This window comes from Hydrogenophaga flava NBRC 102514, assembly GCF_001571145.1.
In the GTDB taxonomy this organism is placed as follows: domain Bacteria; phylum Pseudomonadota; class Gammaproteobacteria; order Burkholderiales; family Burkholderiaceae_C; genus Hydrogenophaga; species Hydrogenophaga flava.
Genome location: NZ_BCTF01000020.1, coordinates 17,212 through 31,907 on the forward strand (window position 1 = coordinate 17,212; position 14,696 = coordinate 31,907).

Genomic DNA, 14,696 nt, shown 5'->3' on the forward strand with positions numbered 1-14,696 from the left:
GGGTTGTTCGGTCTGTTCTGCGGCGCATTCAAAACGCCCACGCCCCAAGTTGGTAGTAGTCGAACCCGCTGCTGCGCCCGCCCAGGCACTGCGCGAGGAAGTCTTCGGTCTTGCGGTACATCGTGAGGTTGTTGGGCCAGCGCTGGTTGCCATGGCCGTCGCCCGGGAACGTGACGTAGTCCACCGGGCGCCCGGCTTTGCGCAGGGCCTGCACCATCAGCTCGGACTGCTCCAGCTTCACGCGCACGTCGTTCACACCGTGCATGATGAGCAGCGGGCGGGTTTGTGGGCCAACCTTGGACAGCGGCGACCGCGCGTCCATGTTGCGGAGGTCTTCGGATTTGGCCGGATCGCCCACGTAGCGGTGCCAGCCGATGATGCCCATCTCCCAGTACGGGGGCACTTTCTCCAGGAACAGCGGCAGGCTCGACACGCCCACGAAGCTCACCGCACAGGCAAACACCTCGGGTGTGAAGGTGGCCCCCACCAGTGCCGAATAGCCGCCATAGCTGGCTCCGTGGATCGCCACGCGCGCGGGGTCTGCAATGCCCTGTTGCACGGCCCATTGCACGCCATCAATCAGATCGTCGTGCATGCGGCCGGCAAATTCCCCGATGGCCTTTTCCATGAACGCGCGGCCATAGCCTGACGAGCCCCGGTAGTTGATCTGCAGCACCGCGTAGCCGCGATTGGCCAGGAACTGGGGCATCCATCGGTTGGCGCCGTTTTCAGCCCAGCGGTCGCGCGCCCATGGGCCGCCGTGCACCAGCAGCACCATAGGCAACTTGCGTGCCTCAGCACCCGCGGGCAGCGTGAGGTAGCCATGCAGCGGCAGGCCGTCCCGTGCGGTCAACGCCACAGGCTTGGCGGTGGCGAGCTTGTTTTCGATCAGCCTTAAACGACTCTCGCCCAGCAGCTGCGGGGGACCATCGGCAGGCAGAAGGTAGGTGAGCGAGCCCCGGTCGGTGGCCACCACCGCCGTCATCGTGCGCTCGGCCTGGTCCATGCTGGTGATGGACACCTCGGCAGGTTGCCCACCGGCCAGCGCGTCCAGGCGCTCGCGCAAGGCCGGGTCGAACACCTCGCGGCGCGGGTAGCCGGGGAGCGAGTAGGCCACCAGCGGCTGGTGCGTGCGCTGGCTGATGAGGGCATGGTCCAGGTCCACGTCTGCGGTGGCGTGCACCACGGTTTCGGCCCCATCGGCCAGGCCCATGCGTACCAGTGCCTTCTTGTCGCGCCCCCGGGCAGAGATGGCCCAGACATGGGAGGCGCCCGCGTCCACCTCCAGCAGGCGCACGAAATCAAAGCGATCCCATCGCGCTGAGCTGACCCAGCCGCCGGTCGCCTGGGCATCAGGGCGTTGCAGCGTGGCCACCTCGCCCGCCACTGTCACGCGCGCCTGCAGGCCGCCTTGGTGGTCCACCACCCAGCCGCTGACGTTGCCGGGGTTGGTGGCCACGACCGTGTGCGACCCCGTGCGCGGGTCCACGCGGTGCAGGTCAAACAGCTTCTTGTCGCGCCGGTTGGTAGTCACCATCAGGTCGGGGCCGCCGTCCACGGTCTGCAGGATGTGACTGACGGTTTGTTTGAAAGGGGTCAGGTCCACCCAGGCGGCGCCGGGCTCGCGCACGGCCACTGCATGAATGTGGGCGTTCTCGTCGCCCGTGGCGTCCACGGTGGCGGCCAGGTAGCGGCTATCGGCCGTCCAGCGAAAGCCGCGAGCACGGATGGGATATGCGCGGGCATCGTCCTGGCCCAGCGTGCGCACCCAGATGGCGGGGCGTGTGCCCTGAACGCCCTGCCATGCCAGTTGGGTACCGTCGGGTGACACACGGTGGTAGCCCGTGGCCTCCAAGCTGGCCACAAAGTCACGCACCGGAATCAGCTCGGGCAGTTGCGCCTCCGCCAGTGAAGGGTGCGTGGGCCCTGTGGCGCAGCCAGCGAGGACCGCCAACCCCACCAGCGCCACGCAGCTCCACCATCGCCGCACCGTGCTTGTTCTCTGTGCCATACCGACCTCTCCCTGTGTGTTGAAACATCTCATCCGGCCATTGTGCAAAACGCTGTCTTAAGGCCAGCCAAAGGCGCACATTCTGGCCCGGCGCAGCAGACACGAGACCCTCCACAATCGCAGCATGCACATCCTGCTCATCGAAGACGACCTGGACCTGGGCCGCGCGCTGCAGTCCGCGTTGAAGGTGGAGGGCCTGACCAGCGAATGGCTGCGCCGTGCCGTGGACGCCCCCGCAACGGTCGATGCCACCACGGTGGACTGCGTGTTGCTCGACCTGATGCTGCCCGACGGCAGCGGGTTCGATCTGCTCACCCGCTGGCGTGGGCAGGGTGTGCAAGTGCCCATCATCGTGATCACCGCGCGCTCGGCCGTGGAAGACCGGCTGGCGGGGCTGGATGGCGGGGCGGATGATTTCGTGATCAAGCCTTTTGCCACGGCCGAGCTGCTCTCGCGCATCCGCGCGGTGCTGCGCCGCAGCGCGCGCCAGGCGAGCGAGCGCTGGGTGATGGGCGAGTTGGTGATAGAACCCCGGCGCCACTGCGCGCAGCGCGACGGCGAGCCGCTGGACCTGTCGCCGCGCGAGTTCCAACTGCTGCTGGAGCTGGCGCGCGAGCCCGGCGCCGTGGTGCCCAAGGGCGTGCTGGCGCAGCGGCTGGACCCGCTGGGCGAGCCCATGGACTTCGGCGCGATTGAGGTGCACGTGTCCAATCTGCGCCGCAAGATCGGGGCCGAGCTGATCCGCACGGTGCGCGGCGTGGGCTATCTGCTGCAGCCATGAACACCACCGCGCAAACACCCGCCCACCCGCTGCGCGCTCTGTGGCGGCGGCTGGCCGAGCCCACGCTGGTGCGCCGCAGTGTGGCGTCGGTGGTACTGGCCTTCGTGGTGGTGTGGGCGGTGCTGCTGGGCTACATCTTCTTCACCTACAAACAAACCATCACCAACGAGCCCGGCCTGCAGAAGTACGGCGATGCGCTTCTGGTATCGCTGCAGGGCCTGAGCGACCCGGCGCACGCCGCCGCTGTCTTGGGTTCCACCGACATCTGGACCAACATCCGCCGCCGCCAGATTGGCCTGCTGCCCGGCACAGCGCTGCACGAGCTGAAGGACGCCAAGGGTCAGCTCGTGTTTGCATCGCCCGGCCTGCAACGCCTGGCCCTGCCCCCCTCAACGCCCGACGCCGTGGGCGTGATCACCGAGGCCCACGCAGACGGCACGGTGTACCGCATCTACACCGGCCACAACGCGCGCTGGGCCCTGCGGGTGATCGAGCCCAAACGCGCGGACTCGGCCTTTCTGGCCCACAACGGGCGCTTCATCCTGCCCTACTTGCTGCTGGCCTTGCCCTTTGTGCTGTTGCCCGTTTGGCTGTCGGTGCGTAACGGGCTGCGACCGCTGCAACAACTGGCCAGCCGCATTGCACAGCGCAACACCGATGAACTGCAGCCCGTGGGCTTCAACGCTCGCCACCGGGAGCTCAAGCCCCTGGAGCAATCGCTGGACCACTTGTTCGCACGCCTGCGCCAGAAGGTGGAGCGCGAACGCGCCTTCGTGCAGGACGCGGCGCACGAGATCCGCACGCCGCTGGCCGTGATCAGCGCGCAGGTGCATGTGATGGCGCGCTCACCCAGCGAGCACGAGCGCACCCAGGCGCAGGCACACATGGAAGAGGCCATCGCCCGCACCTCGCACCTGGCGCAGCAGTTGCTGGACCTCGCCGCACTCGATGAGGCGCAGCGCCCTGCGCCGCGCGAGCTGGACGTGGCGCAGTGGCTGCGCGCTGCCCTGGCGCACGCCGCGCCCCAGGCCATGGCGCGGCGCATCGAACTCTCGCTGGAAGCCCCCGACAACCTGCAGGCGCGGCTGGACCTGCCTGCGCTGGAGTCCATCGCGCACAACCTCATCGACAACGCACTGCGCTACGTGCAGGATGGCGGCAACGTATCCGTTACGCTGCGGCAGGACGGAGACCACCTCCACTTGGCGGTACAGGACGACGGACCCGGCATTGCCGGCACCGAACACCAGCTCATCTTCGAGCGCTTCTACCGGGGCCTTGGCCATGCCGCCAATGGCTCGGGCCTGGGCCTGGCCATCGTGCGGCAAGCGGCCTTGCGCATGGGTGGTCAGGTACAGGTGGGCGATGGGCTGGGTGGGCCAGGTGGTCCGGGGGTGGGCTTTTTCGTGAGGATGTCGCTCAACCGAATGTCCTGACCCGAGCGTCGCAGGCACATTTGCTGGCGGCCAAACGGCGGAGCACCTCCTGGCGCTTATCGGTGGTGACGTAGCCGTCCGTGACGTTCGTTGTCATCGCAGCACCTCCTGTTGACTCATCTACCGATCTCTTTCACAGAGGGGGCCGCCTCTGGTTGACCCATAGCTGCACCGACGGACGTTGCCACTGCCGTCGCGCATATGAGGTCAATCGCTCAGGCACTGCGTCCCCGTTGAGAACCAGGCGATTGAGCATGAGAGCCAAGTCAACATCGGCGATGCACCACTGCCCGAACAGGTTTTCGCCGCCCGGAGGCACCAGCGCCTCCGCAACAGAAAAAAGCTTCTTTGCTGTGGCCTGCGCCTCGAAAGAAAGCGGCGGCTTGATCGCTCCGTAGAACACGACCTCGGTAGAACGTTCGTGCCGAATTGGCATGAGATCGCTTCGAAGCCATGCTTGTACCTGGCGGGCTCGCGCGCGCTCTTGCGTTCCGGTCGGATACAGCGGTACGCCCTCAAAAACCGTGTCGACGTATTCAGTGATCGCGGAGGACTCAGACAGCGCGAAACCGTTGTGCACCAAGGTCGGAACACGTCGAGTCAAAGAAGTGGCCGCGTAAGAAGCCTCGTGATTCGCGTTCGCAGACAGATCAACTGCCTTTAGCTCAAACGGCAGCTGTTTTTCCGTCAGGGCCACGAATACCGACATGGCATATGGGCTCGCGAATTGAGCATCTACGTAGAGAAGTAGCTTCATAGGTTGCAGTGCTGGTTCACCAAGAAAAACGCCGACGCCGAAACTGGGAGTCGGCAACCAGCCACCTGTCACCGAGCCTCATCACCCCAATGCGCTCCTACATGTATTGTTTCACCAGGCATCAGCGCATGACCGGTGAAGGCTGGAAGCGGACCTGGCGAATCGAGCTTTGCTTGCTCCTTACCGGACGCTGGATATGGTTCAGGCACAAATACCATCTCTGCAACGGCCCCAGTGTTTCTAACGTGTTGACCATGTTCATTGCTCCTGCTGCCAACGCGTGATCTCGTGAGCGTGGCTTGCCAGATAGGTGCGCAAGCGCCCAAAGCGTTTGCGCGTTTGGTAATCAAAAATACGCTCTACAAAGGGCCGGATGATCCAGGCGATAGGGGGCGGGCCCACCTGAAAGGTATAGGTGTACAGCAGTACAGACTGCCCATTGTCCAAATCTTTGTGGCGCATGGACGCGGCCCAGCTTGTGAATGGAAAGGACTGGCCCAGCATGGACGCTGCGGCCAGGCGTGGCCTGTCGTAGGCCACGAACTGTGTGCGCATAGACAGGTTGCGCATCCAGCCCCCGCCCGCGTTTTGGGTGACAGCACCGACATAGGGGCACGGTGCGCCGCCTTCAACTGCTGTGGCGCTGACCAAGCTGTCCCAACGGTGGCGCCAGTGGTGGTGGTGGAAGGCGTCAAACACCACGGCAGCAGGTGCGGGCATGGCAAAGTCAAAACTGCGGTGTGACACGGCCTCAGTCCTTTTCCACTACGTCGGTCGCCATGCCCCATTTAGCGAACTCGGGCGCGAAATCGGCCAACTTGTTTAAACCCACACAGGCATAGGCGCCGCAGGCCATGGGTTCGCCGTCTGCGAGTCGCCGGGCCAGAAGGATGGCGGCCATGCAGGGTATCTCGGGGCCATGGTCGTTGTCTGCGGCGATATGCCATTCTCGTTTGATGGGGTTGCCAGCAGCATCGAGCCCCGCCACGCGCACCACCATGCCGCCCAGAGCCGAGCCCAAGGGGTCAAACAGTTTGGCGGTGGTGTTGAGAAGACCGGCCAAGCTTGACGGATTCTTCAACACACCAGTCTGCCGCAGCCAGGCTAGCAAGGCAAACGCTCGCTGGGCCAGACCCACCTCTAGCGCAGCGCGAAACTCCATGCGGTTGCGCACTTGGTAATGGGCAGGGAAAAGCTCCAGGTCGGGGATGTCACACAGCGCACCCAGCCTGGGCCGCAAACGTTGAAACACCATACGCTTCGGCTTGGCCCATCCAACGTAGGTCTGCCACTGACCGCCGTTCCAAACCTGGATAGGGCCGCCACAATAACTCAGCACTGCACGCAAGGTGGCAACGCCGCGCGGTGCTGTTTGTGCAGGTGCGATGCATATATCCAGGGTATCCAGGCGCTGCCAACCCGCGCACAGGCTGTCGACCACCGCCGATGACAAGGCCGGCACGGTGCTGGCACCGCTGATGGCCACGCGGTCTGTGTCCACAAACGCTGCATGCAGTGCCCTCGGAAAGTCGCATACGAAACGGCGGCCATCGGCCAGATCGATGTAGTGCACGCCAGCTTGAGCACACGCGCGCGCTACTGCATAGTCCTGTCCCTGGAAGGGGCCCGCAGTGTGGATCAACAAGCCTACATCGAGGTTTTTCAGCGCTTGCGCAAAGCCGGTGCCATACATGTCCACCGCCACACCCTGCGCGTGCCCCGGCATCGCGGCAGCAAAGGCCTCTGCCCGCTGGCCATCGCGCCCAGCTACCAGCAATTGAATGCGGTCATCGCCGCCCAGGGCCCGGCTGATGCGGGCCCCAAAGTTGCCATATCCCCCCAGAACCATAACCTTCATCATCGCTTCATCCTAGTCACCGCCATGTAGATCAGCCCGCAATATAGTGGGCCGCGCCTGGGGCCCTGCGGACCTAAGCGGTGCCTAAGATGTGTGCGACATCAGGCTAAATTGCGTTGCGCACAAATTTGGATTTGAGGTCGACAGCTCCTCTGAGAGGCAGAAGGCGGTCATTGGACTATCCAAAAGCGGGTGTTCGTTACCGGCTGGTTTCGCTGCATGTGCGACCTTGAACAACGCCCATCAGTTGATTAGGTCAAAGGTTGCTGCAGCTTATGGATTCGTTGGTCGGAACTCCCGAAAATGAGTATCGCAGTCCAAGCAGAAGAGGCGCAGTGAAGGTTTCCCCCAGACGTTCTGACCGCAGCCGCAGGTGAACTTCACACGGTTCGACTTGTTCGCGGCCGGCGCGACTACTCCGTTGGTCACGGTCGGCCGGACCACCAGGCTGGTGGCCACCGGCAAGGCCTGCGCCGGCGTCGAGCCGCCGCCGACGGCCGCGCTGAGCTGCATCGCCTCGCACTGCTGGCCAGCGGCCACCACTTCGGGCGCCGGAAACCGGTCGTACCAGCTAATCCGAAAATCCGCCGTCACCAGCGCCTCGCAGGCTTGCAGGAAGCGCCCGCCCTCGATGGCGTAGTCGGCCATGCAGTCGCCGGTCCGTTGACCACCTGGTTTTCCGGTAGAGGAGGGCATCAGGCCGATGGCCTCCATCTTGTCGGCCCACTGGCCGTTGTGATACCGGACTCGACCAGGCTTGCCGAAGTGGGCTTGCCACAGGTGGACCATCTCATGGACCAGGGTCTGCATGGTCTCGACCAGAGGGACCACGGCGAAGTAGGCAGGGTTCAGCGCGATCTCGTCGGTAGTGCGGCCGTCCAGATCAGCAAAGCGCTGGTGCGAGAAGTAGCCACAGGTGCGCTTCTCCCGCTGCAGGGTGATCAGACACGCCGGGAGCGCGCCCTCGAACAGTGCCTGGTTGAAGTGGTCGTAGGCCCGCTGCAGCTCGGTGTAGTTCTGGGCCGTGGGGGTGGAGCCCTTTTGCGTCATCTCTTGTATTGTGCATTACAAATCTCTTGTATTGAGTGCTCTATTGTCGTAACATGCCGACATCAACCCGTAGCCGGGTTCAATGGAGATCAAGATGTCTGTTCACACACTACCAAGCCGGGACTTCGCCCGGGACGTGAGCAATGCCAAGCGCCTGGCCAGCGACGGACCGGTCTTCATCACGGACCGGGGCAAACCTGCCTTTGCACTGCTCAAAATCGAGGACTACTACCGCTTGAGCAAGACCAAGCCAAGAAGCCTGCTGGAGGTCATGGACGCAATTCCGGGTGGTGACTTCGACTTCGAGGTGCCCCGCATGGACGGCGAGTTCAAGCCCGCGTCGTTCGATTGAGCCCGATGTTTCTGCTGGACACCAATGTCGTTTCCGAGCTACGGCAAGGCAAGCCAGTGCGCAATGAGCACGTGCTCGCCTGGGCGAGAGGGCAGGACGTGGCCATGCTGTACCTTTCGGCGGTCACCGTGTTCGAGCTGGAAGTCGGGGTGCGAACCATGGAGCGCAAGGACGCAGCGCAGGGCCAGAGACTGCGCGCTTGGTGCACGCAGGTGTTCGAGGAGTTTGCCCAACGCATCCTGCCATTCGCGGAGGCCACCGCGATGGTGTGCGCACCGCTGCATGTTCCCGACAAGCGGCCGTATCGCGATTCGATGATTGCTGCGACTGCGCTGGAGCATCGCTTTACCCTGGTCACCCGCAACGTCGCGGACTTCCAGATCCCCGGGCTCAAGCTCTTGAACCCTTGGGAGCGCAGCCCGATTGGCCAATGAGGAGCGCATGTTGTTGAACAAATCCGGCGCTGGCGACATTGAGGAGCCCGTGGACGGCACCCTGCAGGAACTGGACGTCGCCGGCATGGCCTGGTGGAACGGCTTATCCGAGGCCGACCGGCGCTACTGGTGCCTGGCAGCGATGACGGCCGTGCCGGCGGAGGCCTGGAAGTATTTCCGGCTGGTGACGGCGCCGCGCAAACCGGTGAAGATCAATCACAGCGATTGACGCGTGCCGACGTAGGTTGCGCACTGGGAAGGACTCGACGAAAATCCCCCCCAAACCCAAAGGGAGAACACCATGTCTGCAAAGCTCTTCTATCGCCTGGTCGATGCGGCAGCCGAGAAGGTCTACCGCGCTGCGACCGTGCTCGGGCCTGCGGTCGGGGGTGCAGTTCTCGATGGTATGGCTCGTGGAGCAGCGCACGGAAGCCGAAACGAGGCGGTACTTGGAAGCGATTTCCCGGACGCGTCGGACGTGACCCATCTGAATTGGGATGCTACTTACGGCCACACGGTTGGCCGTAAGTAGTTTCATCTTCTGCCTCTTCCTGCCGATGATGAAGTGATGTTGCGGGCGGTCCCATCTGCGCCCTTGACGATGTCCGTCAGGCTCGCATTGATGTTGATCCCGATCCAAGCCATCATCCCCGTCCAGAGCAGCGGCAACCCGATGAACATCCCCAGCATCAGCAGGTTCAGCAGCATCCGCTTGTGACCCTGCATGGCCGACCCGAAGATGTCGGTCAGGGTGAAGCTGCCGACCGGGTACATGGCGCGGATCAGGTGGGCATCCACCCACACCGTGATCGCCCACAGGGCGCCCCAGAACTTCACCGTGAAGACGCCGATGGCGCCGTAGAGCATCACCTTGAGGTTGTAGCCGGAGAAGAAGGTCACCAGGGGCAGGAACATGTACATCCCCATGAGGATCAGCGCCTGCATCATCAGCAGCCCGTTCTTGAGCGGCCCTGAGGTGATGTAGCTCAGCAGCGAGACGATGCCCAGCCCGACGTTGGAGAGCACACCTCCGGCCGTCCTGGCCACGCCATCGGCCATGCCGGCTGGGTCGCTGATGCGTGCGTTCTGGTACCAGCGGTCGCCCAACGCCTGTGTCGGATCGACGAACATCGGGTTGGCCTTGACCTGGGCCAGGCGGGCCAACTCGTCCTTTGTCCGGTCCTCGCTGGAGAACAGCGTGCGCGCCCGCCCCCACAAGGCCTGCCAGTCGGAAGAATGGGTGATCATGGCCTCGCGCAGGCCGATGCGGGTGTCCTCCCACCACTCGCGGCAAGTCGGGCGTCCCCAGTCGGAATTGGCGAAGCCCTCGAACGGCAAAGGCTCGCCCGAGGATGCGTTGTAGTAGTCGACGTCGCGGGAGAAGTCCACGGCAAAGCCGGTGACCGGATTGACCGAGCGCATGTCGCTGTAGAAGCCCGGCTCGGTGCGGAACAGCTGCGAGCCCATCCAGCCGGTGTCGTCCGGGCCGTATTCCGTGTTGGTGGTGGCGATGATGGCGCGACCAGCCGCCGTGAGGTCCGCAGGGTCCATCTGGATGAACCGGCTTTGCGCCGGCACGAAGCATTCGCTGTAGAAGCGCTGGATGTTGTGTAACAGGCGCGGGTCTTCAATGGTGGCGATGCGCGCCAGTTCTTCGACCGCGCGCAACTCGCTCTGGCCGGCGTTCAGGCCCGCCTTGATCGAGTGGTTCATGCCTGAGGAGATCGCCATCACGGTCATCCACCAGGCTGGCACGTGGGCCAGCGATCCGCTAACGTTGCTCATGCTCCCGTCGATGGCATCGACCAGCGCGGCGTCGTATGTCGAACCTGTCCCGCTGTCGCGGGAGACTTCGGGTGGGTTGGGCTCCAGCGCCGTGGGCGGCGGCTGGTAGCGCAGGTTGATCGAATGCAGCGAAGTGAGCGGGCTGGTCGCAAAGCAGGTCATGAAGACGAACAGGCCCACGATGAGCTGGGTTCCGATGCTGTCGACGAGGCCGAAGACGCCGATCTGTTCGGCGCCCTGTTCCTTGGCCTGGCGCCAGGCGTTGAAGGCCATGACCATGAAGGGCAGCACGACTAGGCCGGTGCCGGTCAAGGCCTCGCCAATGATGTTGGCGAAGGCCCAGCCGTACATGGTGGTGAAGATTTCCAGGTAGGAGTCCAGTTGCATGGTGCGATCTTTCCTGTGTCAGCCGCCAAGCACTCGCAGCAAGGTCGCGGGTCCCACCGGGATCAAGAGCCAGTAGGCCAGCAGCATCAGCATGACCTTGCCGCGCGCCGCAAGGGCCTGCTCGTACTCCCACTCCTGGACGATGCCGCGGCGGCGCCCCCAGGTCACCACCTGCGTCCAGCGCAAGCCGATGAGCACGATCAGCGCACCCTGGATAGCAATGCCCCAGGGCTTGAACACCCGGACCGTATCGAGCTGGGCCTCCAACTTGACGCCCAGGGCGAGGAAGATGGCGACGATCAGGCCGATGAGCAGCACCAGCGCCAGCAGGCTCAGGGCGGGCAGCAGCTTGCGCAGCCAGCGCTTTGAGCGGCTGGTACTGGGCATGGGTTGGACGGGGAGGGGGTTGTTCATGAGTACCTCGGCTCAGGGAGTGGTTCGCACGCGGCCACCATTGAGCGGTGCGGGATCGGGGCGGCCGGCTGGCGGTACGCGGGTGGCCTGGCCATCGCGTTGGGTGCCCGATTCCAGGATGGCCAGCGCGTTGTTGGCGGTGATTTCCTTGCGGATGCGGTGCTCAAACATCAGGTCCTCGATGTGCTGCGTCATGCGTGCGACCTTGCTTTGCATGTCCTGTGAGACCTTGCCGGCAGCCGTGACCTCGGGCAGGCTCATGCCGGTGATCAGCGCGTTGCGCGCGATCAGGGCCTTGTCCACCACCCGCTGCATGCCCAGCTCATGGGCCAGGCGGCTGGTGGCCAGGGTACGGTTCTCTGCAGGCATGCTGCGCAGGGCCTGCACGACTTGGGCGTTGACGGTGATGCCGGGTGCGCCGATTTCGGCGAGGGCCGCACTGGTGGGGATAGTGGTGCCGTTGACGATAGCCTCCAGGCGCGGGCGCACAAATAGGATTTCTTCTTCCAGCAGGGGTCCCAGACCCGTGGCGGTCGAGGTGGAGGTGGCCGCAGGGCAGTTGGCGATGCCCTCGCACAGGTAGATCTGCTGGTCACCCAGCACCTTGGTGGTGAACACCGCCAGCGCGTCCGACGTTGGGAACGCCGCCACCATCCGGGCGTCTACAGGGCCTCCACCGGAGGAGCCAGGCTGGCGGTTGAGCGTGACGTTGTAGCCCGCAACCGAGAGGTCGCGCACCGGCCGCAGCGGCTGGGTACCAACCCCTCCAGCCCTCTGTCCGAAGATCCAGCTCACGCCGTTGCGGTGGCCTTCCTCCTGTTCGTTGATGGCCCGTTTGGCCTCGACCACGTCGCCGTTGAGGGAGGCCCGCATGCGCCAGGACTCACCCTTGGCAATGCCCGCCCATTCCTCGTAGGGGTTGTCGCCCTGCTTGATCGCGGCCTCCATCTCCTCGCAGGTCTTCAAGGCCGCTGCGATCATGGCGTCGGCCTTGAGCGAGTAGGTCTGGAACAGCTGGTAGAGACCGGGCTGGGCACGCTCAAAGATGTACATCGGCAGCGCCGCGATGCCGGCGCGAATGGCGTTGGAAAGCGTGTCGCCGAACTGCTCGATGTTGTTCATCAGCGTCTGCCAGGACAGGCCGATGTCGAACTTGCCGCAGGAGTAGTTCAGCCGCAGGTTGGCCGCGAGGCTGAGCTGCAGCGGGATCTGAGAGCGGTAGTTGGCGTTGCCACCCGGCGAGTTGCCGCCGAGCTGGTAGTACAGCGCACCGCGCGAGGCCTGCGCGCTGGCGGGCGCGGACCAGGTCAGTGCCACCAGGCCGGCCAGGGCGAAGCCGGCCAGCAGGGGCCGCACACGAGAACGAAGTCGGTTGAGGGTCATGGTGGTTCCAGGAAGAAGTGGGTTCGCGACTCAAGGGACTGCGAACAGGAAGATCTCGGTGCGGCGCCGGCAGCACTCGTACCGGGTCCAGAGGTTCCAGACGAAGCTGTTGTTGGGTGTGTTGCGGTAGTCGCCGTATCCGAGCAAGGCCACCGAGTCGTTGGCGCCGAAGGTGTGGCAGCCCGAGGGGTAGGGGTGCACCATCGACCACTTGGGATCGGCCACCTGGGCGAACCACACGTAGGAGTGCGGACTCTTGGGCCGCAGGTGCGCATAGATGTGCGGCTGCGAAGGCTTGAGGATGATTTGGGCCGAGCGCTCGGCCAGCACGGCCGAGGCCTTGACCGGGTGCTGCTGGACCACCTCGCCAATACGGGGGTACTTGCTGCCCCACGTGCTGAAAACCGGTGTCTGCGAGACTTCCTTGTAACCGGGAAACCAGGAGCCCACGTAGAGCAGTTCCAGCGGGATCATGCTGCGCCAGAACAGAGAGTCGACGTCGGAGCTGAAATACACGCCGAAGGCATCGGCCGAGCTGGGACACAGGAAGTCGTTGCCGCCGCCAGCGTCGGCCGCGCCTTCTAGCATGCCGCGCAGCTGGCCCAGTTGCTCCTGAAAACCGCCCTGACTGGCCGAGTCCATCCCACCTGAGGCAGCGGGTCCCATGCTGCTCATGTCGGGGCCCATGTTGCCCATGAGGTTGCCAACGCCGGTCACGGTGTTCATCAAGGCGCTGGGGTTGGTCAGCAGGTTGATGACTCCTTCGCCGGTCTGCTGCATCAGGCCCACGGGCGCCACGGCCCACTCGGCCAGGATGTCGGGCAGCGTGGAGGGAAAGCTCATCAGCTCGGTGATGCCGGGCACCACCATGCGCGTGCCCGAGTTGTTGATGAGTACCGCCGGATTGCCGATGGCGTCGACCGTTTTCATGGTCACGGGTTCGGCAGCGCCGCGCCGCTTGGCCGACGTGTTGGCTGTTGCATCCAACGGGCTTCCCAGGATTGAGGCGCCGATGCGGTCGCCGATGCTGGATACGGCGCTGCCCACGTCGCGCCAGGGGTGGATGTACTGGTCGTTGTAGGTGCTGACCACCACGTCGGGCATGTAGTGGCTGACCCGGATGGAGGTTTCCACCGTGCAGCCGAACGGTGTGCAGCGCAGGAAGAAGCACACCCCGGTGACCATGTAGGAGATGCAACTGGGTGCTGAAGCAGCGGTCGCGGCCAGCACGCCGAGCGTGTTGGTGCTCGGTGGCTGCGCGGGCGACTGGGCCCAGGCCGGCCGTGCCAGCACCAGGGCACACACCAGGCCACGCAGGAGCGCCTGGGCGGCGCGGGTGAGTGGGTCGAGCCGTCGTGTCAAGGAGGATCTCCATTCAGCGCTTGGCGGCTGCGGCGCGGTGCTGCTGCACCAGCGCCAGGGCCTGTGGTACGTCGGGCACCCCATAGATGACGTTGGCGCCATCCACGACGATGGCCGGCAGACGGTCGATCTTGTAGTGCCTGGCAAGCGCGATGCCGTTGGCGGCACTGAGCACATGCGGGGTGATCTGCTTCTTGATTTCGGCCTGGTTGGCCTGGAAGTACGCGCGCGCGGCCGCTTCGGTCTTGGGCAGGCGCTGGTTGATCGCCGCCTCGACGTTCTTGAGCGCGTCGAGCCGGTAGATGGCCAACTGGTAACGCAGGGGTTCACCCCCGGTGATGACCATGGCCGAGTTGGCAAACACCTCGACCTTGGTGATGCCCCGGTAGAGGTCCGTGGAGGCAGCTTGGGCGTGGACGGAAGCGGCCAGGATCCAGCCTGCCAGCGAGGGCATGCGGCGCGCTCTGGCAAGCTGCCTGTTCGACTCAGTGGTTGGCTTGTGCAAGAGCATGTCAATTCCCCTGGAGCTTCTGAAAAATCGCGACGGCCCGGTCCACGACCGCTGCTCTGGACTGCGCCTGGACGGTGCCGCTGCCAAGCGCCAGCATCACCAGCAGGATGCAAAGCAGGGCAGAGCGGACGACACCTGCGCTGAGACCGAACGTGTTGACCTCTTGATGAGTCAT

16 protein-coding genes are annotated in these 14,696 nt (G+C 64.5%); 5 read left to right on the forward strand and 11 right to left on the reverse strand.

Annotation, left to right across the window (positions count from 1 at the left end; translation table 11 throughout):
* Positions 1-28: 28 nt before the first annotated feature.
* The gene (locus HFL01S_RS17100) at positions 29-2,011 is read right to left on the reverse strand and encodes a S9 family peptidase (protein WP_169802348.1); all 1,983 of its coding nucleotides are present in this window, start codon (positions 2,009-2,011) and stop codon (positions 29-31) included.
* Positions 2,012-2,135: 124 nt separating this feature from the next.
* Between HFL01S_RS17100 and HFL01S_RS17105 the strand changes: the two genes are divergently transcribed.
* Both HFL01S_RS17105 and HFL01S_RS17110 read left to right on the forward strand, forming a co-directional pair.
* The gene (locus HFL01S_RS17105) at positions 2,136-2,792 is read left to right on the forward strand and encodes a response regulator transcription factor (protein WP_066260807.1); all 657 of its coding nucleotides are present in this window, start codon (positions 2,136-2,138) and stop codon (positions 2,790-2,792) included.
* Positions 2,789-4,228, forward strand: a complete 1,440-nt coding sequence (locus HFL01S_RS17110; RefSeq protein ID WP_066260808.1) for a sensor histidine kinase — start codon at positions 2,789-2,791, stop codon at positions 4,226-4,228. The genes HFL01S_RS17105 and HFL01S_RS17110 overlap by 4 nt, the downstream gene beginning before the upstream one ends.
* Before the next feature lie 133 nt (positions 4,229-4,361).
* On the opposite strand, the gene yfcF is transcribed toward HFL01S_RS17110, so the two are convergent.
* From yfcF to HFL01S_RS17130, 4 genes are all read right to left on the reverse strand, one after another.
* The gene (yfcF, locus tag HFL01S_RS17115; protein WP_066260810.1) at positions 4,362-4,985 is read right to left on the reverse strand and encodes a glutathione transferase; all 624 of its coding nucleotides are present in this window, start codon (positions 4,983-4,985) and stop codon (positions 4,362-4,364) included.
* A 258-nt stretch (positions 4,986-5,243) separates the two neighbouring features.
* Positions 5,244-5,732: an SRPBCC family protein gene (locus tag HFL01S_RS17120; RefSeq protein WP_066260813.1), complete on the reverse strand. Its 489-nt coding sequence runs from the start codon at positions 5,730-5,732 to the stop codon at positions 5,244-5,246.
* Between the two features lie 4 nt (positions 5,733-5,736).
* Entirely contained in the window at positions 5,737-6,846 is a 1,110-nt protein-coding gene (locus HFL01S_RS17125; RefSeq protein ID WP_066260815.1) for a saccharopine dehydrogenase family protein, read from the reverse strand.
* A gap of 270 nt (positions 6,847-7,116) precedes the next feature.
* Entirely contained in the window at positions 7,117-7,893 is a 777-nt protein-coding gene (locus HFL01S_RS17130; RefSeq protein WP_066260816.1) for a SprT-like domain-containing protein, read from the reverse strand.
* 94 nt (positions 7,894-7,987) lie between these two features.
* Between HFL01S_RS17130 and HFL01S_RS17135 the strand changes: the two genes are divergently transcribed.
* The 3 genes from HFL01S_RS17135 to HFL01S_RS17145 are packed head-to-tail and all read left to right on the forward strand — an operon-like array spanning position 7,988 to position 8,908.
* Entirely contained in the window at positions 7,988-8,245 is a 258-nt protein-coding gene (locus HFL01S_RS17135) for a type II toxin-antitoxin system prevent-host-death family antitoxin (protein WP_066260937.1), read from the forward strand.
* A 5-nt stretch (positions 8,246-8,250) separates the two neighbouring features.
* On the forward strand, positions 8,251-8,679 hold the full coding sequence (locus HFL01S_RS17140) for a type II toxin-antitoxin system VapC family toxin (RefSeq protein ID WP_066260818.1): 429 nt from the start codon (positions 8,251-8,253) through the stop codon (positions 8,677-8,679).
* A gap of 7 nt (positions 8,680-8,686) precedes the next feature.
* Complete coding sequence (locus tag HFL01S_RS17145; protein WP_066260819.1) at positions 8,687-8,908, forward strand: hypothetical protein; 222 nt, start codon at positions 8,687-8,689, stop codon at positions 8,906-8,908.
* 305 nt (positions 8,909-9,213) lie between these two features.
* On the opposite strand, the gene HFL01S_RS17150 is transcribed toward HFL01S_RS17145, so the two are convergent.
* The 6 genes from HFL01S_RS17150 to HFL01S_RS25170 are packed head-to-tail and all read right to left on the reverse strand — an operon-like array spanning position 9,214 to position 14,696.
* A complete protein-coding gene (locus HFL01S_RS17150) occupies positions 9,214-10,851 on the reverse strand; it encodes a conjugal transfer protein TraG N-terminal domain-containing protein (RefSeq protein ID WP_066260821.1) in 1,638 nt (545 codons plus the stop codon).
* Positions 10,852-10,869: 18 nt separating this feature from the next.
* A complete protein-coding gene (locus HFL01S_RS17155; RefSeq protein ID WP_157538927.1) occupies positions 10,870-11,265 on the reverse strand; it encodes a hypothetical protein in 396 nt (131 codons plus the stop codon).
* A 12-nt stretch (positions 11,266-11,277) separates the two neighbouring features.
* On the reverse strand, positions 11,278-12,648 hold the full coding sequence (locus HFL01S_RS17160) for an integrating conjugative element protein (protein WP_084383432.1): 1,371 nt from the start codon (positions 12,646-12,648) through the stop codon (positions 11,278-11,280).
* A gap of 30 nt (positions 12,649-12,678) precedes the next feature.
* The gene (locus tag HFL01S_RS17165; protein WP_066260826.1) at positions 12,679-14,010 is read right to left on the reverse strand and encodes a TraU family protein; all 1,332 of its coding nucleotides are present in this window, start codon (positions 14,008-14,010) and stop codon (positions 12,679-12,681) included.
* Positions 14,011-14,023: 13 nt separating this feature from the next.
* On the reverse strand, positions 14,024-14,464 hold the full coding sequence (locus HFL01S_RS17170; protein WP_066260827.1) for a TIGR03757 family integrating conjugative element protein: 441 nt from the start codon (positions 14,462-14,464) through the stop codon (positions 14,024-14,026).
* 58 nt (positions 14,465-14,522) lie between these two features.
* Positions 14,523-14,696 (reverse strand): hypothetical protein, encoded by a 174-nt coding sequence (locus HFL01S_RS25170; RefSeq protein ID WP_157538928.1) that lies wholly within the window; start codon positions 14,694-14,696, stop codon positions 14,523-14,525.